The sequence below is a fragment of the uncultured Rhodospira sp. genome (assembly GCF_937138205.1).
Lineage (GTDB): Bacteria > Pseudomonadota > Alphaproteobacteria > Rhodospirillales > Rhodospirillaceae > Rhodospira.
In genome coordinates, this window is sequence record NZ_CAKZOT010000075.1 from 1 (window position 1) to 25,547 (window position 25,547).

29 protein-coding genes are annotated in these 25,547 nt (G+C 70.9%); all 29 read right to left on the reverse strand.

Annotated features, from left to right (window positions below):
- Nucleotides 1-187, reverse strand: a 187-nt coding sequence (locus Q0309_RS10045; protein ID WP_299440148.1) for a hypothetical protein, incomplete at its 3' end; no start/stop codon positions are given.
- A 13-nt stretch (nucleotides 188-200) separates the two neighbouring features.
- Entirely contained in the window at nucleotides 201-611 is a 411-nt protein-coding gene (locus tag Q0309_RS10050; protein ID WP_299440150.1) for a hypothetical protein, read from the reverse strand.
- Between the two features lie 2 nt (nucleotides 612-613).
- Nucleotides 614-1,897, reverse strand: a complete 1,284-nt coding sequence (locus Q0309_RS10055; RefSeq protein WP_299440152.1) for a hypothetical protein — start codon at nucleotides 1,895-1,897, stop codon at nucleotides 614-616.
- Entirely contained in the window at nucleotides 1,897-2,799 is a 903-nt protein-coding gene (locus Q0309_RS10060; RefSeq protein WP_299440154.1) for a hypothetical protein, read from the reverse strand. The genes Q0309_RS10055 and Q0309_RS10060 overlap by 1 nt, the downstream gene beginning before the upstream one ends.
- Nucleotides 2,800-2,801: 2 nt before the next feature.
- Entirely contained in the window at nucleotides 2,802-4,301 is a 1,500-nt protein-coding gene (locus Q0309_RS10065; protein ID WP_299440156.1) for a hypothetical protein, read from the reverse strand.
- Nucleotides 4,301-10,264, reverse strand: coding sequence for a phage tail tape measure protein (locus tag Q0309_RS10070; RefSeq protein WP_299440158.1), 5,964 nt, complete (start codon nucleotides 10,262-10,264; stop codon nucleotides 4,301-4,303). The genes Q0309_RS10065 and Q0309_RS10070 overlap by 1 nt, the downstream gene beginning before the upstream one ends.
- Complete coding sequence (locus Q0309_RS10075) at nucleotides 10,254-10,637, reverse strand: hypothetical protein (RefSeq protein ID WP_299440160.1); 384 nt, start codon at nucleotides 10,635-10,637, stop codon at nucleotides 10,254-10,256. The genes Q0309_RS10070 and Q0309_RS10075 overlap by 11 nt, the downstream gene beginning before the upstream one ends.
- A 2-nt stretch (nucleotides 10,638-10,639) precedes the next feature.
- On the reverse strand, nucleotides 10,640-11,065 hold the full coding sequence (locus Q0309_RS10080) for a hypothetical protein (RefSeq protein WP_299440162.1): 426 nt from the start codon (nucleotides 11,063-11,065) through the stop codon (nucleotides 10,640-10,642).
- A gap of 186 nt (nucleotides 11,066-11,251) precedes the next feature.
- The gene (locus tag Q0309_RS10085; protein WP_299440164.1) at nucleotides 11,252-12,523 is read right to left on the reverse strand and encodes a hypothetical protein; all 1,272 of its coding nucleotides are present in this window, start codon (nucleotides 12,521-12,523) and stop codon (nucleotides 11,252-11,254) included.
- 3 nt (nucleotides 12,524-12,526) lie between these two features.
- Entirely contained in the window at nucleotides 12,527-12,733 is a 207-nt protein-coding gene (locus Q0309_RS10090; protein ID WP_299440166.1) for a hypothetical protein, read from the reverse strand.
- Nucleotides 12,734-12,735: 2 nt separating this feature from the next.
- Complete coding sequence (locus tag Q0309_RS10095) at nucleotides 12,736-13,176, reverse strand: hypothetical protein (protein WP_299440168.1); 441 nt, start codon at nucleotides 13,174-13,176, stop codon at nucleotides 12,736-12,738.
- Nucleotides 13,173-13,661, reverse strand: a complete 489-nt coding sequence (locus Q0309_RS10100; RefSeq protein WP_299440171.1) for a phage virion morphogenesis protein — start codon at nucleotides 13,659-13,661, stop codon at nucleotides 13,173-13,175. Before Q0309_RS10100 ends, Q0309_RS10095 begins: the two co-directional genes overlap by 4 nt.
- A gap of 2 nt (nucleotides 13,662-13,663) precedes the next feature.
- Nucleotides 13,664-14,068 (reverse strand): phage protein Gp36 family protein, encoded by a 405-nt coding sequence (locus tag Q0309_RS10105; RefSeq protein WP_299440173.1) that lies wholly within the window; start codon nucleotides 14,066-14,068, stop codon nucleotides 13,664-13,666.
- A 55-nt stretch (nucleotides 14,069-14,123) separates the two neighbouring features.
- Nucleotides 14,124-14,372: a hypothetical protein gene (locus tag Q0309_RS10110; protein WP_299440175.1), complete on the reverse strand. Its 249-nt coding sequence runs from the start codon at nucleotides 14,370-14,372 to the stop codon at nucleotides 14,124-14,126.
- A 154-nt stretch (nucleotides 14,373-14,526) separates the two neighbouring features.
- On the reverse strand, nucleotides 14,527-14,745 hold the full coding sequence (locus tag Q0309_RS10115; protein ID WP_299440177.1) for an HI1506-related protein: 219 nt from the start codon (nucleotides 14,743-14,745) through the stop codon (nucleotides 14,527-14,529).
- 14 nt (nucleotides 14,746-14,759) lie between these two features.
- On the reverse strand, nucleotides 14,760-15,650 hold the full coding sequence (locus tag Q0309_RS10120) for a Mu-like prophage major head subunit gpT family protein (protein WP_299440179.1): 891 nt from the start codon (nucleotides 15,648-15,650) through the stop codon (nucleotides 14,760-14,762).
- Between the two features lie 12 nt (nucleotides 15,651-15,662).
- Nucleotides 15,663-16,064: a hypothetical protein gene (locus tag Q0309_RS10125; protein ID WP_299440181.1), complete on the reverse strand. Its 402-nt coding sequence runs from the start codon at nucleotides 16,062-16,064 to the stop codon at nucleotides 15,663-15,665.
- On the reverse strand, nucleotides 16,064-17,203 hold the full coding sequence (locus Q0309_RS10130) for a phage protease (protein WP_299440183.1): 1,140 nt from the start codon (nucleotides 17,201-17,203) through the stop codon (nucleotides 16,064-16,066). Before Q0309_RS10130 ends, Q0309_RS10125 begins: the two co-directional genes overlap by 1 nt.
- Before the next feature lie 406 nt (nucleotides 17,204-17,609).
- Nucleotides 17,610-18,956 carry a phage minor head protein gene (locus Q0309_RS10135; RefSeq protein WP_299440185.1) on the reverse strand — a complete coding sequence of 449 codons (1,347 nt, stop codon included), beginning with the start codon at nucleotides 18,954-18,956 and terminating at the stop codon, nucleotides 17,610-17,612.
- The gene (locus Q0309_RS10140) at nucleotides 18,949-20,523 is read right to left on the reverse strand and encodes a DUF935 domain-containing protein (RefSeq protein WP_299440187.1); all 1,575 of its coding nucleotides are present in this window, start codon (nucleotides 20,521-20,523) and stop codon (nucleotides 18,949-18,951) included. The genes Q0309_RS10135 and Q0309_RS10140 overlap by 8 nt, the downstream gene beginning before the upstream one ends.
- Nucleotides 20,524-20,534: 11 nt before the next feature.
- Complete coding sequence (terL, locus tag Q0309_RS10145; RefSeq protein WP_299440189.1) at nucleotides 20,535-22,226, reverse strand: phage terminase large subunit; 1,692 nt, start codon at nucleotides 22,224-22,226, stop codon at nucleotides 20,535-20,537.
- A 3-nt stretch (nucleotides 22,227-22,229) separates the two neighbouring features.
- The gene (locus tag Q0309_RS10150; protein WP_299440191.1) at nucleotides 22,230-22,730 is read right to left on the reverse strand and encodes a DUF1804 family protein; all 501 of its coding nucleotides are present in this window, start codon (nucleotides 22,728-22,730) and stop codon (nucleotides 22,230-22,232) included.
- A 1-nt stretch (nucleotide 22,731) separates the two neighbouring features.
- A complete protein-coding gene (locus tag Q0309_RS10155) occupies nucleotides 22,732-23,298 on the reverse strand; it encodes a hypothetical protein (RefSeq protein ID WP_299440193.1) in 567 nt (188 codons plus the stop codon).
- The gene (locus Q0309_RS10160) at nucleotides 23,295-23,693 is read right to left on the reverse strand and encodes a DUF2730 family protein (RefSeq protein ID WP_299440195.1); all 399 of its coding nucleotides are present in this window, start codon (nucleotides 23,691-23,693) and stop codon (nucleotides 23,295-23,297) included. Before Q0309_RS10160 ends, Q0309_RS10155 begins: the two co-directional genes overlap by 4 nt.
- Entirely contained in the window at nucleotides 23,693-23,932 is a 240-nt protein-coding gene (locus Q0309_RS10165; protein WP_299440197.1) for a TraR/DksA C4-type zinc finger protein, read from the reverse strand. Before Q0309_RS10165 ends, Q0309_RS10160 begins: the two co-directional genes overlap by 1 nt.
- The gene (locus Q0309_RS10170) at nucleotides 23,925-24,539 is read right to left on the reverse strand and encodes a hypothetical protein (RefSeq protein WP_299440199.1); all 615 of its coding nucleotides are present in this window, start codon (nucleotides 24,537-24,539) and stop codon (nucleotides 23,925-23,927) included. Before Q0309_RS10170 ends, Q0309_RS10165 begins: the two co-directional genes overlap by 8 nt.
- Nucleotides 24,540-24,541: 2 nt before the next feature.
- Nucleotides 24,542-24,763 carry a hypothetical protein gene (locus tag Q0309_RS10175; protein ID WP_299440201.1) on the reverse strand — a complete coding sequence of 74 codons (222 nt, stop codon included), beginning with the start codon at nucleotides 24,761-24,763 and terminating at the stop codon, nucleotides 24,542-24,544.
- Nucleotides 24,763-24,897, reverse strand: coding sequence for a hypothetical protein (locus Q0309_RS10180; protein ID WP_299440203.1), 135 nt, complete (start codon nucleotides 24,895-24,897; stop codon nucleotides 24,763-24,765). Before Q0309_RS10180 ends, Q0309_RS10175 begins: the two co-directional genes overlap by 1 nt.
- Nucleotide 24,898: 1 nt before the next feature.
- On the reverse strand, nucleotides 24,899-25,486 hold the full coding sequence (locus tag Q0309_RS10185; protein ID WP_299440205.1) for a glycosyl hydrolase 108 family protein: 588 nt from the start codon (nucleotides 25,484-25,486) through the stop codon (nucleotides 24,899-24,901).
- Nucleotides 25,487-25,547 lie beyond the last annotated feature (61 nt).

Here is a 25,547-nt window from a genome sequence, read left to right on the forward strand (position 1 = left end):
CCGCGTTTCCGGTCAGGACGGATCGGCCGGTCGCCGTGCTGTCGGTGATGTCGGTGGAGACCACGGCACCGCCGCTGATCGGTGTTTCCCAAACCGTGCCACCTGCCCCGTCGGAGGTGAGACGGTCGCCGGTATTACCGGATGCGGCCGGGGCACGAAGGTTAGCGAGTCGTCGAGGTAGAGACATTGTGATCTCCCTCCTATGCGGGCCAATACGCGTTTGACCTGAGGTCGCTCGGGATCGGCTCCATGGCCAGCAGCGCGTCCTGGGCCGCCAGAATGGTGCCGGCAGCGACGGCGTGCGCATCGCGGCGGGACAGCACGAGCGACGCCATGTCGGTCACGGTCAGGCCGCGCGCCGACGCCCGGGCCGACAGCAGCGGCGCCGAGGCCTGGGCGTCGGCCGTCACCGCCAGGGCCTCGGCCACCTGCTGGTGCCAGGTCTCGCGCTCCTCGCGCGTGTACGCACTGGCCAGGGCCTCCAGTCGCCGCGCGCCCTCGGCCCGCACATCGGCCTCGGTGGGCGTAGGAGGCACACGCGCCGCGATTTCCTCCGCCGTCATGTCGCGGACGACGGTTTGTCCACCAGATACGATGGCTTTCTTAGGCATGATTACCTCGCAAAGATACGGATTGTCCCCGCGTCAATTTCATCTGCACCGAGGGAAACCTTGAGCGCGTTTATGCCATCGTCGTGGCGGACGAACACATGGCGCAGGTTCGCACTTAGAGTATTCGCAGCAGTTAGATTCGACGACAGCGCGGCATAATCTACTGCATAGAACAGAGAACTGTATTTCTCTGCGTAGCCATCAAAGATGTATGTTGCATCAACCGAAACACCCGCGCCGTGATTGCTGCCGCCTACAAGTCCGACTGTATATGTCGTGCCGTTATCGTCTGATACAGCAATAGAGAAACTTGTATCGCTCGCATTATTGTGCGAAAGGTCATCGAACTGCACCATCAGGCTGGAATATGACCTATCAAGATCAGTGAACTCTACTTCGGACACGTCCGTGCTGTGCGTCCATGATGCCAGTTCGACCCACCCGCTCGCAATGGGGTCAGCCGGCGTCCACTCACCCGCGCCATTGTCCCACGTCAGGACCTGTCCATCCGTCGCACCGGCCTGATCCATGTTTGACGGGTCGGTTGCGTCTTCGTTGGGAACGTTACCGAGTCCGACTTGCGATTTGGACAAGCTCGTCAACTGACTGCCGTCGATGGCAGGCAACCCTGTCGCGTCGGCCTGGATAATCTTGCCGTTGGTGGTGCCGACGTCGCTATCTCTCAGGACATCAGCGACATCGCTGGTGCGGACTACATCCGAAATGTCGGCGATGCGGACCATATCGGCGACCGCGAACACCCCCCACCCGGTGATGACCACAGTGTCGCCGGCCGAGGCGGGCGACGTCAGGACGATGGATGTTCCCGTATCTGCCGCGTAATCGCCCCCGGGACTCAGGTGCACACCGTTCAGGAACACGTCCACGTGAGGTGGCGGGCCGACATCGTAAGCGGCTGCGAACGTGTCCTGCCCGGCGGTCGCGGTGTAGGTGCGGCGATCCGTGGTCGCACCGGCCGCCGCGTTGATCCACACCTCGGCCGCGCTCTGCGCCGCCTCGGCCCCGGCGCGGGCGACTTCGGCCCCGGCGCGGGCGGCTTCGGCCCCGGCGCGGGCGGCTTCGGCCCCGGCGCGGGCGGTCTCGGTATCGGCCAGCAGGCCGGACCAGGTGACATTGGCGGCCTCCACAGCCAGCGCGCCGGCGTAATGCAGTGCCGCCCAGCGCGGCAGTGACACACCATCGACGGTGACGGGCGACACGAGCGCGAAGTCGGTGGTGAAATTCGCGGTGTCCCAGGTGACACCGTACAGATCGAATGCCGCCATCAGGCCACCTCCTCCAGGAATTTGAACGTGGTCGTGATCCAATCGTGCCGGGCCAATTCGCTCGACGGCAGGCTGGCCATGCGCGCAATGCCGGATCGGCGGTGGCGGTGCATGGTCTCAGTCGGGTCCCAGGTGACGTACATCTGGCCGCTGATGCCGCGCCGGCCGATCGCGTCATACACCTGCCTCATGGCTTCGGCCTCCGGCAGCCCGTCGATCCGGACGGTCATGGTGCGGCGCGTCGGGCCGATGTCGGCGTCGGTGCGGCCGGACAGCAGGGTGCGCAGGTCGGTCAGGTCCTCCCAGCCCCATTCGGCGGCATACTCGACGGGGACGCTGGTCTGCCAGCCGGAGCCGGTCCAGGCGCGCATCAGGGTCACCGATCCGGCGGGGTTGGTGGGGTCGCTGATGTAGATGTGCTCGTAGCGGCCGAGCTTGGCTTCGGGGGCGACGTCATGCCAAATCCAGCGCGGGTACTGGCGCAACTCGCGGTCGGAGATGCGGCCGTGGCCGTAGCTGGGATCCGCGCGGGGCAAGGTGAAGGCGCCGCCGATGACGGGGCACCAGTCGGTCCATCCGCCGTCGTGGACGATCTCGGTCCCGGCGGGATCGGTGGAGATGACGCGACGGACGCGAGCGAGCTTGGACATGCTGCCGATCAGCACGCACACGCGCAGGTCGGTCAGACCGCCGTAGTCGATGCGGAATTGGGTCGCGGCCTCGTCGAGACCATCCGAGACGGCCGTCAGGATGAAACGCCGGTCCAGCAGGTGAGATAAGGGGCGCTCCGCCAGCCATGCACCGCCGGTGATCGTGGCCGGGGTGCCGTCGCCGACGTCGTCCAGGCGATTATCGGGCACAATCAGCAGATTGCGGAGGGCCTGCGATGCCGTCTGGTCCATCGTCACCCCCACACCGTGATGCGCGGCTGGGATCGGTCGCGGCGCACACCCACCACCCACGCGCCGGACAGGCCCAGGCGGGGGATGGCGCTCAGGTCCACGCACGTGCCCAGGTCGCAGGCGCGGGCGGCGTCGCGCGTCACCCCCAGGCGCCACGCCCGGCGGGGGCGCTCGAATAGCGGCACCAGGTCGCCGCGCAGGGTCGCCGCGTCGGTGGCCGAGGCCAGCGCGGTCGTGCGCGCGGCGGTGCGGTATTCCGGCCAGCGGGCCTGGACGGCGGACAGATCGGCCGCGTTGAGGCGGTAGTCCCGCGTCACCAGGTCGCGCCAGGCGATGCGCTCCGGCGTGTCGGCGTCGACGAGCTGGTCTTCCGTGAGTGTCGTCCAGGCGCGGCGATACTCGATTTCGATCCGGCCCCCCGCGACCTCCAGGCCGGTGGCCACCAGCTCGGGCGCGCCGTGCAGGTCGTCCGTGGTCAGGACGGCGGTGGGCGTGGCCAGCTCGGGTGGCGTGGGGCGCCAGGCGGCGATCCGCCCCAGGGCATCGTCGTGCCAATACCCGACGCCGCTCATCAGGCCGTCGATCACCTGGCCCACGGTGGCGTCGGTGGCGCCGGTCCACCATCCGGCCTCCCACCCGGGCAGGGCATCCACCGACGGCAGGATGCCGGCCGGCGCGACTCCGCCCGCCCCCTCCAGGATCGCGCGGACCAGGGCCGGCAGGGTGCAGTCCGACTGGTGGCGCAGGCTGACCACCAGCGCGCCAGCGGCCGGGCCGTACAGCCGGATCAGGCCCTCGGTGGGGCAGCCGGCGACGGCGCCGGGGGCCAGCGTGGCGGCCAGCAGCGCGGCCCAGTCGGGATACATGGCACCGACGGTCAGGGGCGCGCCCATGTCGGCCGCGCCGGTCAGGGTGTCGTATGGCCCCACTCTATATATATGGTCATGGATATTGCCCTCGACGGGCGAGACGGCCTCGGCCACGCCATATCCCACGGGCACCGGGCGGCCGGCCAGGGACGGGCCGCCCTCCGGCGCCAGACCGCCGGCGGTGGCGGTGCCGGCCAGGGTCGCGGTGGTGAGCGGCCGGTCGCGCAGGGCCTGGAGCCGGTCGCGCAGGATCAGGTCCACGTCGCGCCAGCCGACGTCGCACCGCTCGGTGATCCCGGTCATGACGACGCTGAAATCCGCCGTGGGCGCGCCGGCCGGTCCCTCCAGCACCTCCACGTCGTAGCCCCACGCGGCGTCGCGCAGGGCGTCGTAGCGGCCCGACGCCGCCTCGCCGATCGTGATGGCACTGTATGACGTGTCGGCGCCGCGCGATGGGTCCAGCGCCGGGTCGATGGACCGCGACCAGGTCGGGCGCGTGAACAGGGCGCCGTCGTAGACGGCATATCCCTCCTCCGGCCCGGCCGCATAGCCGATGTCGGACAGATGCAGCGTCTGCATGGCGCCGTCGGCGTCCATGTAGTGGGCGCGTACCCTTGTTTCTGTGCGCTCCATCAGCGTCTCCCCCCGACGGCGGCGCGGCGCGCCAGGCTCGCGGCGCCGGTGGCGTCGGCCAGGGCCTCGCGGATGCCCAGCAGATGCCCGGACAGCTCGCCCGTCAGGGCGCCATCGGCGCGGCGGGTGTCGCGGGCCTCGTCGTGGAGGGCCGTTTCGATGCTGTCTAAACGGCGTTCAATGGCCTCCAAAAGGGCCACCGTGCGGCCGTCATCGGCCGGCGCCGGCGAGGCTGGGGCCTGATCCACCCACGGCAGCGGGACGACGACCGGCTGGACGATCTGCGACTGCGGCTCCACGATGCGCAGGGTGTTGTCGTTGATGGCTTCGAGGAGGCCGCCGTGCTGCGCGGCGGCCGCCGCGCGCACCACGTACTCGCCGGCGGACAGCCGCGCCGGCACCGCGTCGTCGGTGGGGCCGCCGGGGCCGTCGACCCAGCCGCCGTCGGCGTATGGCCAGGCGCGGCCTTCGGCAGCACCGTACAGAGCGTAGTGTGTCCGTGCGACGTCGAGCGCACTGCCACCCGAGGTCTGATCTTGCCACCAGTCTGACCCCACCGCCGCCGCCACGTCCGGGTTGGCGGCCAGGTACGATGCGGCCGCCAGGTCCTCATCGTTGACACCACCGCCACCACCACCGCCACCACCACCGCCACCACCCCCAGCGGCGGCGGTCACGGTCACCGATACCTCCATCTCCCTCACGGCTGTCTCGATCGCCGCCAGCAGACGCTGCTCTTCCGCCGCCGCCGCCTGCGCGTGGGCGTCCAGCGCGGCGACGGCCGCCGCGTGATGGGCGTCGGCCTGCGCGAGCTGGGCGAGATACCCGCGCTCCTGGTGCCAGATCTCGCGCGCCACGTCGGACGATGCGTCGATGGACTCGACGGCCGCCCACGTCGCCTCCTGGCCCGCCACCTCATCCGGGGATCCCAGCGCGCTGGCCAGCGGCTCCAGGAGCTGCTGGATCCGCTCCTCGACCCGGAAATACTCCGCCGAGCTGGTGTGGTAGGCGCGCGCGGCCTCGCGGTACGCCTCCGCGTATGTGGCCAGACTCTCGTATGCCGCGCGGGCGGTCTCAGGGTCATCCGACTGTGTCAGATGGATCTGGCGGGCGAAGTCCTGCTCGGCGGCCTGCAGGCGGTCGCGCTGCGACAGCGTGGAGCCCGACCCGCCGGTGATGTCGTCCAGATAGCGGCGCAGGTCCTGGCCGACGGCCGTCGCGACCGACGCGAGGTCCTGCCAATACTCCACCGCCGCCCGCAGGGCATCGCGCTGCGCGGACTCGGCCTCGCGCCACGCGTCCAGCGCCGAGCGCGCGGCCTCGACCTGGGCCTGGGCGGCGGCCCGCTCTGCCTCTCGGGCGACCTCGCGCTCCTGGCCCATCAGGGCCGCCGCCAGCCCGGCCACGGCGACGTGCCCGCCCTCGACCGTCGCGGCCCATGTCTGGATCTCGCCGATCAGGCGGGTCAATGTGATCTGGTCGAGACCTTCCCCCAGCGCCCGGATGCGCTGGATCACGGTATCCGTCACCAGCGCCGTGTCGCCGCCCACGGCCGCCATGTCGGCCAGCGCCTGCTGGTACGCGGCCACCTGGTCCCGGATGTCGTTGACGTAGCCCCTGCCGCGCGAGTCCTCCAGCGCCCGGACCCACTGATCCTCCAGCCCGGCCCGGGCATCGGCCATCAGCTGCTCGCGTAGGCCGGCGACCGTGGCCGCCGCGTCCTCGGCGGCCGTGCCAGTGGCCACCAGGATGCGCTCCAGTTCGGCGAGGCGCGCGTCGGCCTGGGCCACGGCGGTCTCGACCGCCGACAACGTGCCGCCGCCCTCGCCCAGGCCCACCATGGCGCGGACCAAGCCCTCCATGTCGGCCGCCGCCTGTCCGGCGTCGAGCTGCCCGGCAGCCACCAGGATGTCGCGGACCTCGATCGCGGGCCGCAGCATTGCCTCGGCCTGCTGGCCCCACGCGGCCGCGTCCGCCTCGATCGCCGCGCGCTGGGCGGCGGCGCCACTCGACAGCGCGGCCACGGCCTGGTCGATCGCGCCGGACCAGTCCGCTGCGATCGCGATATGCTGTGCCAGTTCCTGCGCGGATGAGGCCGCGCCGGACTCGACCACGGCCAGGGCACCTGCCAGACCGTCCAGCGACTGCCCGGCGGCGGCGGCCTGGGCGGCGGCATCCCGGACGACGCGGCCGGTGATATCGAGACTGGCCCCCGCCAGATCGTCCTCGGCATAATAGGTCTCGCCAACCGTGCCCCCGAAGACGCCGATCCGGCCCTTCTTCGTGTTCAGGGCATACGGCTCGGCGTTGCCAGCGAAATCCAACCCGTACCCGATGGCGGCCAACGCATCCGCCGCCGACTGCATCGGCGCCAGCACGGCCTGTGTGACGGTATCGCCCCAGGCCTGGCGGTCCTCGCCGTCCACGAGGCGCCCGCCGATCGTACCTTGGGCGAATTGGCCGTCGGTGTAGCCGAGCTTCTGGGAAATGTTCGGGAGCGGCGCGCCGAACATGCCGCCGATCATGCTGCCCGCCACCGCCGCCAGGAAGGCCCCGGCCGCCGCGCCGATCGGTCCGCCGACGCTGCCCAGCGCGGTGCCGGCGGCAATCGCCGAGCCGGCCATGCCACCGCCGATGCTGCCCAGCGTCGACAGGCCCATGTCGGCCCACTGGTTGCCCGTCCCGCCGAACCCCAGCATCGACGCGCCCAAGGTCCCGACCATCCCCCACGGCGCGGCGTTGATGCCCGACGCCAGTAGGCTCCCGGTTGTCGTCGCGATCACGCCCGCGCTGGAGCCCGCCACGCCCCCCAGGCTGGCCGGCCCGGCGGCCACGCCGGCCGGCGCCGTGAAGGCTGACGACAACCCCAGCCACTGCCCGACCTTGGAGGTCACCAGGGACGTGCCGATGGACGATCCGCCGGAGCCCAGCCCCACCAGGTCCAGGATGTTGCCCAGACCGAAGCCCCCACCGCCCGCCGCCTGCCCGCCGGCACCGCCGGCCGCCGCCGCCGCCGTGCCGCCCAGGCCGAGCACCGAGCCGACGGTGCGCGCCAGCGACGACGTGATGCTCTGCGCGGCGATCTTGGTGATCTCATTGAGCACCGCGTTGCCGAGGCTCGACACCAGGTCGCCGATGTCGGCGACGCCCCGGCTGAAGTCGCGGAAAAACTCTTGAAAGGAGTCGGTCCAGCTCTCGAAAACCCCCGAGAACGCCTCCTCGGCGATGGCGGCGTTGTCGTTCGCCGCCACGGCGACGTCATGGATCGCCGCCACGGCCCCGTCGCGCCACGACGTCGACGCCGCCCGCGCCAGTTCCACCGCCCGCGTCTGATCGGCGATGGCGTCGGCCAGGCGCAGTTCCTCGCGCGCCTGTTTCGACGTCAGGTCGATCTGGCGATCGGTCAGCGACGCGATCACTTCCAGCTGATCACGGGTCAGCGACCGCTGACCGGCGACCCGCGCGAGGTACGCCGCCTCGGCCTCCAGCACCGCCAGCCGGTCGCGCGCATCGCCCAGCGGCGCGGCCTGTTCGCGCGCCTCCCGCTCTTCGTGCAGGCGCTCAATGAGGTGGCCGATCAGCTCGGCCTCCTCGGTCCCGGCCTCGATCGCCAGCGCGCGCAGGGTCTCGTGGGTCTCGCGCGCGATCGTCGCCTGTTCGATCGCCTCCGCGCCCTCGGCCGTCGCGGCGGCCAGGGCGGCCTCGGTGTCGATGGCCCGCTCCAGGTCGTCGACCTGGCGCGCGATCTCCAGGCGCTGGCGGGCGTCGGCCTCGGCGGTGACCAGGGCGATGATCTCGGCCCGGCGCTGGGCGCCGAACTGCAGGACGAACCCCTCGGCGGCCGCCGCGATCTCCGCCGCGCGCGTCGCCGCCGCGCCCTGCCCGGCGGCGACGGCCAGGGCCTCGTGCGCGGCGGTGGCGAGGCGGATCTGCGCCACCCACCGGGCGTAGCCGTCGGCGGCGGGCGGTTTGGGGGGATCGTTGTCGTTGTCACCGCCGCCACCACCGCCACTATTGTCGTCGTCCATGTCGTCGCGCGCCGCCAGATCGCGGGCGTTGAGGGCGATCAGCTGGTTCTGGAGAGCCGCCGTGTGGGCCTCCAGTTCCTCGCGTTCCGCGATGAGATCGCGCCGCGCCTGCCCGCGCACGCCGCCCGGCCGGATCATGGCCCGCACGACCTCCAGGCGGGCGAGTGCGTTCTCCAGTTGAGCACGCGTGTTGGTGCGCGTCTCCTGGCTCTCGTCCAGGAGGGCGTCGGTGGACAGACCGATCTCCTCCCGGTACCGCTTCATCTGCTCGCGCAGGCTGGTGGTCGCCCGGTATTTTGCGTTGACCTCGGTGACTACGTCGTATGTGGCGCCGGCGAGGAGTACGAGGCCGGCGGCGGCGGCGGTGTAGGGGTTGGCCAGGACCGCCGCGTTCAGGGCGAGGATGGCGGTCCGCGCCGCAGCGGCCCACTTCACGACCTGGATCGTGATCAGCGCCCCGACGGCGCCGGCCAGGGTTTCCCAGTGTTCGGCCGCCCAGCGCGCGGCATCGGCCAGGACACCGATCGCCTCGCCGGCGGTGGCGGCCCATTCCGCGATTTGGCCGCTGTCGCGCGCGGCCAGCACCATGGCGGCCATATCCTGCGCCAGACCCAACAGCGCCGGCGACAACTCGGCGCCGATGACGGTCGCGGCCGCCGTCCAGGTGTTGCCGATGACCAGCCATTGGGCGGCGGCCGTCTGCCCGGCACGCTCGGCCTCCTGCAACAAGGCGATGTTGTCGCGCCACGCTTGGTCGGACGTACCCAAGGCGTCCGCCAACGTCTCGGCGCTGGCGGCCAGCGCGCCCATCACCCGCGCGTCTTCGCCGGCCTCCAGGCCCAAAGTCTCCAGTGCGCCCGCCACGTCGCCGCCGGCGTCCTTCAAGCGGGCGAGACCCTCGACCAGGTCCTGGAACACACTCATGGCGTCGTCGGCCCAGGCCTGGCGCAGGGCCTCGGCCGACTGGCCGGTCAGGGCGATCAGCGCCCGCAGCTCGTCGCCGCCCTGGCGCACGGCCTCGTCGATACCGAGGAACGCCCGGCCCACGGCACCGCCGGCCAGCTCGGCCCGCACGCCCATGGCGGTCAGGGCGGTCGCCAGCCCGGCGGCTTCGGCGGCGGAGGTGTCGAACAGAGCGGTGGCCTGCGCGACGTACGTCGCCGCGTTGACGACCTCGCTCTCGGTGGCCGCAAAATTGTTGCCTAGCCCCACGATCGCCGCGCCGAGGCGGTCGATGTTGTCGGTTCCCTCGCCGGTTACCTCCAGGATGCGGGCCAGGGCCATGGCGCCGGCATCGCCCACCAGGTCGGTGGCGCCCTGGAGCATGGCGACGGTAGAGGTGAACTTCAGAAGGGACTCGCTGCCCGATACACCGAGCTGCCCGGCGGCCTGGGCGATGCCCAGCAACTCTTGTGTCGTAGCCCCCATCTCGGGGCGCAGGGCCAGGGCGCCGATCTGTTCGCCGAGGGTGGTGAGGGCCTGCCCGGCGAGATCCGTGGTCTTGCCGACGCCGACCAGGGCGGCCTCGTAGGCGTGCCACGACGACAGCGCGGACTCGCCGATTTCCAGCGCGGTCCAGCCCCCGATGGCGGCGTACATCGCCCAGATCAGGGCCGTGGTGCGGTCGGCCGCGCCGCCCAAATCGTCGAGATCGTCGCCGGCGTCGCCGGCGGCGTCGGCCAGGTTCTCGATTTCGTCGGCCGCATCACTGGCGGCCTCGCCGGTGGCACCGACGTGGCGCGAAGTGCTGTCGGCGCGGGAGCCCGCCTCGTCCAGGCGGTCGGCGGTGTCGGCGGCGGCATCGCCCGCCGCCTCCGCCGCCGCGCGCCACTTCTCCAGATCCTCGCGCGACACGCGGAACTGGGCTTGGAAATCCTCCGTGTCGGCGCGGAGGGTGACCGAGACCGTCTGGTGGGCGCCGCCGCTACCGACCATGGCCGCGCCCCCGGGCCATGGACCGCAGGGCCGGCTGATCGCGCCGGCGCTCGGCGTCGCGCTCCTGCCGGCGGGCGATCAGGCGGTTGGCCTCGGCGATATAGGCGTCGGAAATGGCACACGCGCGGGCGACATGCGGCGCCAGACGCGCGGACCCGATCGGGTACCCCGCCATCCGCCACACGCTTTCGCACGCCGTCATGTCCCACCTCTCGATCATGCCGGCCATGGGGCCGATCACCCACTCCCGCTGGGCCAGCAGCCACAGCCGCACCGCCTCGGCGTTGTCCGGGTGGACGAGGATTTCGGCCTCGTCCGCCGGCGCCGGCCGCGCCATTGCGGGCGGCAGGCTGGCCCGGCCGCCCGACAGCACCCTCAGGTCTTCTTCGATTTGGTCGCGGCTCTCCGCGCGTGCCGGTTGGCGGGGGGAGCCCCCGTGGTGGGCACGGGCGAGGGCACGCCCGATGTCAGCGCGTTTTTTGCCGTTGCCCCCCCGACGCTGTCACCGTAGGCCTTGATGACCGTCAGCCCGAACCACCCCATACTGAACAGGCTATCCGCCACCTCACCGTCCAACGGTACCGGGCCGTCGTCGTCCGCGACATCCCAGGCCACAAGGAATGCGCGGATGAAGTCCCCGATGCTCACGTCGCCCCCCGCGAGATCGGCCACGAGGGCGTCGTAGTTGTTCAGGGTCTTGAATGTGGCGGTGAGCGTCTCCGCCCCCCGGCCGGGGGCCGTGACCTCAACCTCCTGATCCCAGGTAAACACACCATCTTTGGGGACGCGGAACTGTGTCATTGAAGGACCTCTTAAGCGGTCGTTGAGGGAGTGTTACCGGCCTCTTTCAGAGGCCGGCCGGCGCGACCGCGCCGGCGCCGCCCCGGCGCCGCTGCGCGGCGCCTGTGTCGTGGTCTCGGCGCCCTTTGGGCGCCGGGGGCGGCGGAGGCCCGCGCGGCCCGAAGGGTCGCGCTGGGCCGATCAAACTCAAAAAAACCTGATACACACCTCGTCGTCGCCGGCGCCCTGGGGGGACAGGCACCGCATCGGCAACGTCGCCATCACGTCCCCGCCATCCTCGCGCAGGGACACGGTGCCGATCTGGCCGTTGGCGACACAGATCTCGCAGCGCTCGCCCAGGCGCGTGCCGCTGGTGGCGCGCACGCGGCGGCGCATGTTCGACAGAGCGAACACGTCGATGGTCGAGATGCGTTCCAGTTCGACCAACAGGCTGGCCGTCAGTTCGTGGTTGACGATCTCGACGTTGTTGAGGTTTGTGCGGGACTTGTCCCGCACGTCGGCCCCGCCGGTCAGATCGAAGCTCTGGCCGGTCGGCGACCACGGCGCGGCCGACAGGTCGGTCGGCTCGACGTGGATTTGGAAGCTATTGGTGTCGAGCACCTCGGGCTCGCGAATGGTGCTGAAATCCGCGTCGCCCAGAGCCACCTCGGTGGGCGCGCCGTACAACCCGCGCCCCCGGAAATTGAGCAGGGGCCAGCCGCCGATCTGCCACTGCGCGCCCAACTGGAAGCGCGCGCCCCGAGCCTCGAACATCACCTCATCGACGTTGTATTTGGCGACAAGGCTCTTGTGACCGGCGCGGTCACTGGACGGCCAGTACTCAATTCCCGGCGGCACCAGCTCGATCACCCACTGATCACCAACCTCCCAGTCCGCCGAGAGCGTCGGCGTGATCTCTGCGCCGCCCGGCAGGGTGATCGGTGTGGCATCGGTGATCGCGACCCCGGTGACCTCATAGGCCGCCTCGGCCGTCTCGCCCAAACCCACGGCAGGCGCGGCCACGGTGGCCTGGGCGGTGCCCGACGCACCCGCCGTGGTGCAGATCACCGTGACGCGACGGCGATTTGCGCCGGTGAACCCGGCGCCGACGGTGTAGCTCCACGACCCCGTCGGCGTGCCCACGGCGATCGGCGCAGCCTGGACCGTGGCGGTGCCGGTGAGTTGCACGCGCGCCCACCCGGCGGCCTGCAGCATGGCGTCAAAGTGGGGCTCCACGGCCACATCGCCGGAGCCGACGGCCTCGACCCCCCACACCAGGGGCACGCGCTCCTGCCAGGGCTGAGCCGGACGCGAGCCCAGGTGTGGCTGGATGATGTTGCGGGTCGCCTCTTGCGCGGCCATGCCGGGCAGGTCCGCGTTGGCCACCAGGAGATAGATGAAGGCGCCCGGATCGGCACCCACGCCGTAGAGAGCCTCCAGCGCCGTCTGGATCACGCGATTGTTTGACGAGAGCGCCATGGATCAGGACTCCTTCTTCTTGGCGCCACCGCGCCGGCCGGTGCCGGCGCCGGTGTCGGCGGGCGCGTCATCGGCGCTTGCCTCGACCGGAGCGTACACAGTGGGCGGGCGCAGGCCGGTGCTCTCGGGTGCAGCCGGCGGTGGCGCCTTCGATGTGGGACGCGGGGCCTCGCCCGCGCGGTCATGGATGAACGTTCCGGCTTTGCGCACGGTCAGGCCCTCCGCTGTGTGGTGGTCTCGAAGTGGATCGTCAGGAACACGCCGCCCTCGCGGTCGCTGCTGGCCGCGCGCACCTGCTGATCGGCGCCGCGATAGCCGAGCTTGCGCCAGTCCGGCGCCGGCGACACGCCGTCGAGAAAGGCGATCACGGCGGCACCCAGGGCATCCAGCGGGCGGTCATCCGGGCCACGACGGCTCTCCGACGTGACCAGCACCACGGTGATGTTCGTGGTGATGATGGAGCGGTGAACGGTGCGTTGGGCCTGTTCGGCCACCTCGGCGGTGGGCAGCACATAGGCGGCGGGCACCCGCTCGGGCAGGCGCCGCGCGGCGACCAGGGCGGCCAGGTCATTGGCCGGGCCGATGTACCGCAGGTCCGGGGCTGCGGCCCGCACCAGGGCGATGACGGGATCGACGAGCGCGGCACCGATCATGACAGCGCCCCCGTGATCCAGTCGGCGATGATCTCGCCCGCTTCGGCGCGGTCCTCGGCCGAGAGCCCAAGGTACGGACGCGCCGGAATAGAGACTTGCTGCACCTGAACCATCCGGCCGCCGATCTTGAACATCAGCGCCTTCGCGGTTTTCGCCCTGATCGTGCCGCCCAACTGGTGGATGCGGGCGTAGACCAGATTGGTCCCCTGGCGCACTGACGTGGGGCCGGCCTCGTGCGTCACGCTGTCGCGCAGGTGGCCGCGATCGACCAGGGTTTGCCCGCCCTCCGCCAGCGCCCGCACGGACGGCGGCCAGGGGTTGCCGTCGGGGTCGACCCCCGCCTCGAACCGATGCTGGACCGAGGCCCGCATCATCTGGCCGACGCTGTCCATCGCCGGCGTCAGGTCGCCGGCGCGCGCCACGATGGCGTCGATCCCACGCGCGGCGATGTCGGCGGCGCTGACCTGGATGGAAATACCGGTCATGGTCAGTAGTCCCGCAGGGTGTCGTCGGTGAACACGCGCCCCGGGCCGACCGCGACCGGCCCGCCGCCGCCCGCCTCACCGCCGGTGTCGATCGGCCGCAATGCCGTCTTGCCCTGGGCGACGTCGCGCAGGTAGGCGATGGCCCGGTCGAAGTCCTTTCCCACACGGCCGTCCGGCGGCGCCCCGGCCGACAGGCGATAGCGGGCGATGGCAATGCAGTGCACCCGCGCCACACCGGTGGGCAGGACGTAGCGCCCGCCCAGGTAACCGTCGATTTCCTCGCCGGCATCGGCCAGGGCCGCGTCGAGCGCCGCCGTATCCACGCCGCCCCCGTCGGCCGGCGCGAGGTCCTCGGCCTCGTGCGCGCCGATCTGCGCGATCATCTCGGATGCGGTGGCGTAGGGCATGATGGGCTCCGGTCAGGGGAGCCCGGGCGGCGCGATCGCCGCCCGGGGGTCGGGGTCAGGCGGTGCGTGCGCTGGCGGCGGCATCGAGGTCGATCTTGCGGAGCGTTTCGCCGGTCTCCGACATGATGTAGACGACGCCGTCCGTCATGCGGCGCACCCGCACGTCGTGGACCGTCAGCGCATCGGCCACCGGCGGCTCGCCGGCGGGGCCGCCGGGACCGACGACACGGTGGGCAGAGAACGTCTCGATCGGGCCTGCCGCGCGATACCAGCTCACGTACACATTCGGGATCGGGGTGTGCATCTGTCTGTCTCCTATCTCCTGTCTGGGGATCCCCGCCGGAGCGTCACGCCCCGGCGGGGGGTGCGCCGGCGTCCGCCCGCCGGCGAGCCTACTCCCCGGGTTCCCCCGGCCGACGCCTCGCCGGCCGGGATCGACACCCGGGTTTCGCGGGGGATCACTTGGCCGGCGGCTTTTCCTTCGGCGGCGGCGGCATGGGTGCCGGGGCAGTCTCGACGACGACCAGGTGCGGCTCGGCCTTTAGGGCCTCGACTTGCTCGGCCGTGAACGTGCCCGGCGGATGGGTGACCGCGCGCGCGGGGTGGTGCACGCCGGCGCGGCGGAAGCCCTTTTCGGGCCGGGCGGTGATGGTCAGGGCGGGTGTGGTCTCGCTCATGCGTCCGGTCTCCCTCAGGCCAGCCAGGCCGTGGACAACAGTTCGGCCGCGTTGCGAAGCACGTTGGTGGTGCCGCCGATCTGTTCGGCCTGGAGCAGTTTCCGCGCCGTGTATTCGAGGCTCGGAGGCACGACCAGCAGCGTGGGCTTGATGTTCAGCGGCTTGCCCTGGTCGCCCTTGATCGACCGCATGGCGGCCAGCGCGGCGGCCAGATTGGTCTCGTTCAGTTCGAGCTTGGAGCCGAACGCCATCTGCCACAGGCCGTAACCGGCGGCCACGCGGCAGTCGACGCCGTAGCGAAACTCCTTGCGCGAGAACACCGCCTCGTCATCCGGCGTGTCCATGGCCACGAAGTCGTAATCGCGGCGCTTCTGGAACAGGAACGGGCGGATGGGCTTGGACGTGTCCAGCAGGAACCACGGCGTCTGCGAGCCGGTTTGCATGTTGGAGACGCTGACCGTGCTCCCATCGGCCTCCAGCACGGGATGATCCGTGTCGAAAAAGTTCTGGCCGTCGTAGCACAGGGTGCCGAAGCCGTTGCTCAGCAGCGGAAAGATCAGTTCGTCCGGGTGGGTCTTCGCATCGTAGCCGAGCTGCTGGATCATCGGCTTGTAGACGCCCAGCTTGTCGTCTTCGATGTCGTCCCGGTCGACGCCCACCGTGTTCTCGAACGGCTCGTTCTTGATGACGTACGAGTGGGCGGAAAGGTTCTGGATCACGCGGTCGCCGAGCCACTTCCGGAACCGCGTGGTCTTGCCCATCCACTTGTAGTCTTCCTCGGACGTCGCACTGGGGACGTCCATGGCCACGCGCTGGTACTCGCTCTCGGCCGTGTTGAAGGCGTCGTTGAAGATCGTCTTGAAGCCGACGAAAGTGTCGGACAGGTTCGTGCGGTTGATCAGCATCCGTCAGCCCTCTCAGATGGTCACCCAGACGCCGGCATCGTCGATGTCGGCGATGGTGCCGATGGCGGAACGGGTGCCGGACCCGTCCGTGGCGGCCACCGTCTGGTCGTCCTCGGCGTAGGCCGCCGCTCCGATGTGCGTGCGGTCGATCGAGCCGTCGTTCGCCCAGCGGAAGCAGCCGCGCCAAACCTCCACGCTCACGTCGCCGGCATCGCCGCCGGCGTTGTCGGCGGGGGCCCTGGCGCAGCCAAGGCCCCGCAAGCCGGTCGCCGTAGCGGCGGGCACGGCGTGCCCGGTGGCGGTATCCAGGGCGACGATCGCCCCGGCGAAGATCGTCGCGTCGGCGGCCACCGGATGGGTGGTGACCTTCAGGTCACGTGCCGGCGTGTTGCGATCAGCGGTCAGCGCGGCCATCAGGCGGTCTCCTTGTCGTCACCGCCCAGGCCCAGGGTCTGGGCGTAGGCCTTCGGGGCGAGCCCGAGCTGCGAGCAGACGGCGAGTTGCCCGTCGTCCAGGCCGTGCGCATCCTTGCGCGGCGTTGGCGCGATGGCGGTCGCGCCCTGGCCGCAGGTCTGGCCGGTGGCGACCAGCACGGGCGCCTGGCTGGCCCAGGCCCAAAAGCCGTCCAGGTCGCGGCCGGCGTATCCCTTGGCCCACTCCTCCAGCGCCGGCGGCAATTTGCCGTCCACCTTCGCTTTGGCCACCGCCTCGGCGGCCTTGTCCTTCGCCATGTCCTGGGACATGGCGGCCACCTGGGTTTGCAGCTCCTGGAACGCGGCCATCGGCACGTATTTCGCCGGGTCGGGATCGGCCCCCTGGTCGATCTTCTGGCCGGCGGCGGCCAGCACGTCGGCCGGCGTGGCGTCGGCGGCCAGCTTGACCTTCGGCGCCAGGGCGCCGGCCGCCTCGGCGGTGGCCCTGGCACTCGTCGTCAGGCTCTGCGCGTGCGCGACCACCTGGTCGGCAGTGGTCGCCTCCGGCAGGCCGCAAGCCTCCCGCAGGCGCTTCAGGAACGCTTCCAGGTCCATGGCGGACTCCTCGTGGTCGGGATCGGAAAACAGATCGGCGCTGGCGACGGCCGCCAGCTCCAGGTTGGGCAGGGCCGTCAGGGCGAACGCGACCAGGCGCGTCACCGTGCCGTCGGCGGTGTGGCGGAACACGGGGCTGATGTAGCGGTACTCGCGCGCCGCGATGCCCTGGCCGGCGGCGGCGGTCCATTCGACGCGGCCGTAAAGGCCGTCGGCGCGGGCCTCCAGGTCACGGATCCAGCCCGAGGCCGGGGCCTGACCGCCATGCCGCGCGGCGCGCAGGAGCTGGTGCTCGTAATCGCCGGGAATGTCCGCGCCCTTCTGGTGCGCTGTTGTTGCGGCGATGACGTCACGCGCATGGTCGGCGTTGCGCAGCACGTACGGGCCGCGCCCATCGCGGCCACTGAACGTGCCGTAGGGCAGAAGCTGCACCCAGTCAGGCGCGCCACCACCGTCGGCGGGCGACGGCAGTGCGGCGGCATGGGCGGCCAGGAGGGCCGGGGTATGCGTGGGCGTCGTGTCCATGAGAGGCGTTGTGCCACGCATGACGACGGGCCGCGCCCGGACGGATGTCCGGGCGCCCTAGCAGGCGCGCGAGAGGGGAGACCCGGGCAGCATCACCCCTTCATCGCCCGGGGTCAATCCGGCGCGCGCACACGCCATCTGGCGGGCGCGCGACCCCGCGCCCGCCAGATGGTGTTTTCACCCCGATTAAATGCGGTTTTAAATGGGATCTCTGGCCGCCGGGTCCCTTGGGTACCCCTGACGCTCTCGCGCGTCCTGCGGCGCCCTACGGGGCCGGTGCAATCCGGGTGGGGATGTGCTATATAGTAAGAGCCTGCCGCTGATGCCGGGTAGACGGGCCGGTTCGGACGCCGCTCTCGCGGCCTCTGGTTAAGTGGATTTTCCGCGCCACCGGCGGCAGGTCTTTCTACCGAAGGCGCGTGAAGCGCCGGCTGGTGGCCAACGCCACAGCCCGTTCATACCCGGTCGAGATGACCGTGTTGGTCTCGGTTTCGACCCGTCTGCCCGCCTCGTCGCGATGCCGCAGCACGTAGTTCACCCGGACCACGAGCTTTTCGGCGCGGCCATCGGCCGCCGGAACCGTGTATATGAGCGACTTGGTCTGGCGGTCCCAATAGATCGCCTCCGGTGCAGCCAGGATCTCGGGGAGGCGCATGACCTCCTCGACAGGCCACGCCTTGGGCAAACCTTCGGCCGTGACCGCATCGGCCTTGGCGTCGCGCAACATGTGAATGATCTGACGATCAGCCACCATGATTGTGGCCGAGGACACGCCCTCCCCGACGACGACCGGCAAGCTGGCCACCACGCCCGGGGGCAGCAGCCCGACGGCGCGCGCCACCCCTTTCGGTCGCGGCTGGCCGTCCAAAATTTGCCGCTCGATGTCCCCGACCCACTGCCCGAACTCCCGCACGAGTGCCGGCGTCAGGCGCGGATTGACCAGCGGCGCCACCGCCGCCAGATCTGGCGGTAGCGACGCCAGGCGCGCGACGGCCTGCGTGGCCGTGTGCTGGGTGCGGCCGGGGTTGTGTGCCCAACCCGGGTCGATGCCCGGCGGCACCCGCGTCACCTCGCCCGTGCGGGGATTGCGGTACAGGCGGTCGGGCTCCGGCTCCGACGGCGGCCCTTCGTCGGGGGTGTAGCCGTACCGGCGCAGGTCCCGCTCGGTCAGCGCCAGGGGCGAACAGCGGCACCGCCAGCCATTCGGGGGCGTGTGCGTATCCCACCAGGTGTGATCGTGCGGGAGCACGGTGCCGTGCCAATGCCGGTGGGATCGGCGGGTGCGCTCGTCCCGCACGGCCACGTATCGCAGGTACAGGGTGCGGCCGCGCGACCGCTCCCGTTCCGCCGCCCGCTCGATCTGCGCCCAATGGCCGGCGGCCCGGCTGACCCGCATGTTGACGTCGTAGATCGTGCGCAGGCGGCGTGGCGAGCCGAGTTGGGCGGTCACCACCTTCCCTGTGGCCGGGTCGGTCACGTCCTCGCGACCCCACCAGCCCTTGGCCCGAAGGATCGGCGTCAGGCGCTGGCGCCAGCTCTCGAAGGTCTCGCCGTTTTGGAGGGCCTCGGTCAGGCTGGCGTGGATGTCGCCGAGAATATCGAAGCCCGTGGACTTGGCGACCGTGAACGCCTTGCCATGTTCGTCCTGCCACACGTCCTGCCAGGCGAAGGAGGGATCCAGCCGCCGCCCCCGGGTCGCCAGGGCGGCCAGGGCCTCCTCGGGCTGGACACCGAACGGCGAAACCTCAGGCATTGTCGCCTCCCGGGCTGGCCCCGGGCTCGCTCTCGCCCTCCAGACGGGCGGCGAACAGCACGCGCGCCAGGCTGTCGGTCAGGGCATCGGTGGGCAGGTCCCGCGCCAGGTCGGGCAGGGACGCCAGGAAGGCCTCCGCGTCCGGCGCGGCGGCGGCTGCCTCGCGGATGCGGGCGATGATGGGGTCGAGCACCTCTTCCCAGGTGTCCTCGACCTCAGCCAGCGTCGCGTCTGCCAGGGGGTCGGCGTCGTCGGCCGAGTTCTGCGCCTGCGCGCTGGTGGTCTCGTCTTTGGGGGGCTGATCCGCCGGAGGCTCGGGTGCCGGGCTCGATGCGGGCGCGGTCAGCAGCTCGGCGTTCTCGTCGGGGTCCGGGATACCCCACTTGTCGGCGACCCACGCGCGCTCGACCTTCAGGCCGAGCGGCACCAGGTCGACGATCACCGACCGCAACTCGGCCAGATCCTCCTGGTCGGGCCGCGCGATGCGGATGCGCGGGTAGCGCCGGCGCGGTCCCATGTTCAGATCGACGATGGGCCGCACCAGGTCGCGGGTCAGGGTGCTGGCCAACTGGCCGGCGTCCGCCTTCTCGATGTCCTCGCGCACCTGTTCGTGGGCCTGGGCGGTGCCCACGTGCTGGCCGACGTCGGTGGTGCCGGTCTGCCCCAGGACGGCCTTGCTGACCTGGCGGTCGATCCAGGTGGCCAGACGCTCGAACAGTTCGATATTGCCGGTGACCTTGGCCTCGATCAGTTCCACCATCATGCTTTCGGGGATGATGGCGGCGAGATCGCCCATCAGGTCGCGGACGGCGCGCAAAAGCACGGCCTTGTCGGCCGCCGAGGCCCCGGGGCCATACTTGCCGATGCGGATGGGCTTGCCGTAGGTCTCCGCGAACTGGATCCACGACCGGATATCGAAGTTCTTGAACAGGTACATCCAGGCCACCGGCCGGGCCAGGCCGCCCCGGATCGGCAGACCCGACTTGGATTTGTGCGTGTGCTGGATGTAACCGTAGGGTTTCAGGGGCTCAAGGACGCCGCCGGCGCCGCGCAGCATCAGGGTCCGCCCGTCTGCGCGGTCGAACTGGAACCAGCGAGGATCGCGCCATTCCAGGCGCGCCGGCATCCACGGGCCACCCGTGGTGTCCCAGACGATTTCGGTGGCGGAAAACCCCTTGCCGACGGCGTCAAGGACGTCGAACAGCTCCTCCTGGAGCGTGTCACGCCACAGGACCTCACGGACCAGGTCGGCCGCCTTCACGTCGTCGGCCTGGTCGCTGGCCGCCTCGACCGAGATGTCCAGCCCGGCGATCTGGTTCTTCCGCGTGGCCAGGACGGAGCGGTAATGGAGGTCCTTCTCCTCCATCTGCTCCGCTAGCTCCAAGTAGGCCGTGGCGTCGCCGTCCTCGGCTTCGCGCAACAGGCGGGCCAGGCGCCCCGGCGTCAGGCCATCCGCCGGATGCCCGGTGACCACCTGGCGCACGCCGGTGGTGGTCGGCACCGCCTCCTCTTTCCGGAGGCGGGACGTGTCGACGGGGTTGCCGAACTGATCGAGCAGACGGGCCATTTCGGGCTCCCTTACCAGGCACCGGCGCCGAAACCGATGCCCGGGGCATCGTCGTCCGGATCATCGTCTTCGTGGTGGTGATGGGCCGATCCCGCGCGCCCAAAGGCGGGGGTGTAGGCGTATTCACCGGCGCCGCCCATGGCCATCGACCACAGCATCTCCAGCGCGTCCGGCCCGTCGTCGTGATCGGCGTTCGGAAAGTGGGTCAACTGTTCGATCAGCGTCGTCTGGCTGGGATGCAGCAGGATCAGCCCACCGGTGACGTAGGGCTGGAGCGCCTCGATCCGCAGGGCCTTGTCCGTGTGCGGGGTGACGGCGACGGCCGGTACCGGGCAACCTTCCTTGACCGATCGCTCGATCAGGACCTGGCGCAAGAACTCCTGGAACTGCACGGCCTCGACCGCCCAGCGGACGCATTTGTAGGCCCGTTGAAGGGCGATTACGTCGGTGATGATCTTGTCCGGCACCCGTCTGCGGATCTGGGCCTCGACCACCCACAAGCGGCCGGACCTTTCGTCCTTCGCGCCCACCAGCAGCGCGGAGGGATCGCGGGACCGGTTGTTCTTACCCAACGATGGATCGCAGGCGCCGTAGTACAGCCACGTCCGCCCGATGGCGGCCCGGTCGGTCCAGTATTGGACCTGGTCAAACGTGGCATCCTCGGCGGTCGGATCGTTCTGATACTCGCTGGAAAACGCCGCCCGGCCGATGCGGGCGCGGATCGTCATCAGCCGGTCGAACGGCTGCACCTCCGGCCACAGCACCTCGGCGCCGGCCATCATGTCCGCCCGGTGTGTGTCCAGGAACTCGGCCGCCGCGTCCTGGCCCTCGTTGTGGAGAACACCCTCCCACTGGTCCCACAGGTCCATGCGGTCGGGCCAGCGGATCACCGCCCGGAAATGCGTCGCCCGCCACATCGGGTTCGCCAGCTTCCGGCTCAGCACGCCGTCCACGTGCAGCACGGTGCCGACGTAGATCAGGTCCATGGATCCGTCGGGCGGGCCGATCGGTTCCACCGCCCGATCCACCCATGTCTCGCGCTTGTCGCGTTGCTCGGGGCTGCGGACGTTCTCGTCGTTCTCGATGTCGTCTAGCACCGCTAAATCGGGTCTTTGGCTGCCGTGCCGGGCGCCTCGGATGCGCTTGCCCGCACCCCCGGCCTGCACCTTGGCGCCGCCGGCGGTGACGATCACGCCCACCTGCCACGTCGGCCCCTGGCCGACCGCCTGCGGGAAGTCGTGCGCCAGGCGCGGGTTGACCTCCAGTTCCGTCTTGATGCCTTCCAGCATCATCGCGGCAACCTCGATCGCGTCCGACAGGATCAGCACGTACCGGCGCCGGCGGGTCAGCAGGCACCACAACGGAAACAATTCGGTCCAATAGGTGCTCTTGGCGTTGCCCCTCGGTGCGGCCACGACTTCCCGCGCGCCGCCGGGGCCGTCGGCGATCTCGCCGGCGCGGCGGAAGATCCAGCGGTGGAAGGCGGAGGGTTCGGCCCGGCCCCGATGCGGGAAATACGTCCGGCAGAAGGCGCCGAAATCGGCGGTCGTTTTGGCGCGGCGGGTCTTGGTCGCGGCCGGCCGGCGGTCGAAGTCCCCCAGCTCCGACGCCTGGGCGATCTCGTCGCGCAGGGTCTGTGTGAAGTCCCGGATCTCGTCCAGGAAGTCCGCGCTGCCATAGCGGTTGACCGGGCGCCGGGCCATGCGTCACCCGTACTTCTTGGCGACGTGGGTGGCGAACGGCTCCAGCAGCTCCAACATGGCCTCGACGTGCTCGGGGTAGTGCTCGCGGGTGAAGCCGGCCAGATCGCGCAGCAGCTCCGTCGCGACGGCGTAGCGCGCCAGATCGGGGCTCGCCTTGGCCACCGCGTTCATCGTCTTGGTGAAGGCATCCGACAGACGCGACAGCGCCTCGGCCCGGTCCATGGCCGGGATCTCCGGGTTGTCGCGCAGGTCCGCGACGGTGGCCTGGTACAGGGTCAGGAAGTCGGAGAGGACGAGCTGGGCGATCGTGCCGGCGCCTTCGGACGACAGGCTGGCGGCGGCGCGCGCCCGATCCCAATCGTCGCCCGACGCCGCCGCCTGTGTGCGCCAGCGCCGCACCGTGGCGACGCCGATGTCCAGGTGATCGGCCGCGCCCTCCAGGCTCATGCGCTGGAACACATAGGCGGACCGGGCGGCCTGGCGCGTCTCCGGATCGTGGGCCATGTCAGCCCCCCAGGATGGCGCGGGCACCCGCGCCGGCCAGGCGCATGACGGTCTCGGGCGACGGCGCGTGAATGCCCGGCACCGTCTCGCGCCCCTGTGCCACCAGCCGGCCGCGCGCCGTGATGGTGTGGCGCGCATCCACGAGGTCCCGTTCATGCAGCCACGTGAGTTGGTCGGTCACGTCCGATACGGTGACCTGGAGCGCCACGGCCGCGAGCGCGGCCTGGATGTCCTCGGCACTCCCCGCCGGCGGCGCGACGCCGTCCACGGTCTCCAAGCCCTGGGCCACCTCCACACCCGGGGTCAGCAGCATGGCGCCCAGCACGCCGCGTTCGCGGGTGCGCCGCACGAGTCCCTGATCGGACAGCCAGGCCAGATCGTCGACGACCGTGGCCCGGGGCAGGTTCAGCACCTCGGCCAGGAGACTGACATTGGCCCCCCGCCCGGGCATTTCCGCCAGTGCCCACAGGACGTGAGCGCGCCGCAGGGCATCGGGAGACGCCTTCGCCAGCACGATCAGCATGGCCAGCCGCACGTGTGCGATCCACTGGTCACGGAACGACGTCATCGGTCGGACCCCTCGTTCAGCTCATGCCGGACCAACAGCTGCACCTGTTCCCGGATCCAGACGTGTGTCTCCCGCACGGCGGCCATCTCGGCTCGCAGGGCGGACATGGTCTCGCGCACGTCCTGGAGGTCCCGGGCCGTGGGCAGGTATGCCAGGTGGCTCTCCACATTGGCAAACCGGGCCTCACCCCGATCCAGGCGGCCGGCGATGTCGGCGTGGGCCTGCTTGTGATCGGCCTGCCAAGCCAGCACGTCGCGGCGCAGGGTGTGCACATCAGTTTGCGACGCGAACACCCGGCCCAAACGCCACAACACGCCGGTGATCAACAGGCTCAGCACCAGGGCCGCCAATGGCGCCACCTTGCCCGACCATTCAATGACGTCCCACACGTCCATCACACCCCCGTCCGTCGCTTGCGGGTGGCCCGCACCTCGGCCGCCGCCTGGCAGGCCGCACAGCGGGTCGCGCCGGGCCGGGCGGCCCGCCGAGCCGCCGGGATCGGCTGGCCGCAGCTCACGCACCGTGTCGTCGGCGTGGCGGTGGTGGGCGCGGGGGGCATGGTGCGTCGACGAGCCAGGATCGCGCCCCGCTCGGCCTCGACGCGATCGGTCACGATGTCCACGACGTCAGCCACCGGCGGCCCCCACCAGACAGTCCCGCGCGGCCTCGGCCGCCGCCATCACGTCGTCCCACTCCGGGCTGGTCGGGTCGCGGCCCTCGGCCACCATCAGCGCCAGGTCACCCTTCAGGCCCGCCAGCGCGGCGCGCAGGTGGGCATAGCCGACGGCCACCTGCAGCGCGCGGTCGACCGCGTAGGCCGCCATGCCGGCCGCGCCACCGCCCGCGACCTCAGAGGCGTCTACGGTCACCTCCAGCACCTGTGTGGCCAGCCCGGTCATCAGGCCGGACAGCGCGGCCAGGCCGGCAGCCGGGTCACCGAAAGCCCCGTAGGCCCGGGCCTCGACCAGGGCCTCATAGGCCGCGTCGCCCGCCTGGGCGAGGCGGGCCGAGGCGCCGGAGAGCGCCGTCGGCGTCTGGACGTACTCGCACGCCAACCCGCCGATCACGCCGTAGGCGCCGGCGGCCCGGTAGACGCGCTGCTGCGTCGTCTCCACCGCGCCGAGCCAGCGATCGGCGACCGAATTGCCACAGCCGGACAACCACAGGCTTGCGGCGACCACGACACCCACCAGGGCGACGCGGACGCCCCACAGCAGGCGGTTCAGGGTTCGCAGGGTCATACTCATCCCTCCATCACACGGCGGAGCTGCTGCCAGCAGCCCTCGCACAGGACACACAGCGCGGCGGCCGTCTCGGCCTCCAGCGTCAGACCGGCGAGCTGATCCAGCAGCCCCACGGCCACCAGCGCGGCGGCGGCGCCCAGCCCCAACTGGGGCGCGGCGGCGGCGCGCTGGGCCTTGGACATTTCCGGCCCGCTGGGGCCGGGGGTGGGTTTCGTCGGCATCAACCCTCCTCCTCATCGCGCAGCGCCATGGTGACGATCTCGAGGGCAGACAGGATCTCGTCCGCGCTCAGGCCGGTCGCCCGGGCCTTGGCCACCACCTCATTGAGGCGGTCCTCCACATCCGTCTGGGTCATATCAGTCCTCCTCCGGCCAGAACCGGGCGCGCGTGCGCCAGCCGCGCCGGAACACGGCGAGGCTGGGGCGGCGCTCGATCAGGTCGCGATAGAACGCATACTGCCGGCGGCACATCGCCGCGCGCAGGCAGGCGGTGGCACAGGCGTCAAGCGCGGCGGCGGTGGCCGGGCCGAGCACGCCGTCCACGGTCACGGGACGGCCGCAGTCGGCGGCGGCCTCCTGCGCGATCCGCACGGCGCGCGACATGCCCATGTTGATGCCCATGTCGATCAACTTGATCGCGGGGGCGCTTTGGTGGATCAGGTTCAGGCGGTACCGGTCCCACCACCGCTCGCGGTAGTACCGCGCGGCGTCGTCAGGCGTCAGGGCGCGGACGTCGGCGGCGTCCACGTCGCCGTCCCGGTCGACATCCCAGTCCAGCAGGCCGTCGCCGTCCAGGTCACCCTGGGCGCGCAGGGTGCGCAGGCTCATCCCGTACTTGGTGGCGCCGCCGGGATCAGCGGCGTGATCAACGTAGCCACCCTCGTGGCGCATGATGTAGTGCAGCGCCTCGGGGAAATGGTCATGGGGCTCGATATGCGCGGACACGGCGGGGCCTCCCTCACGGCGTGGAGCGTGGGGAGAGCATCGCAGGCGCGCGCGCACGGCG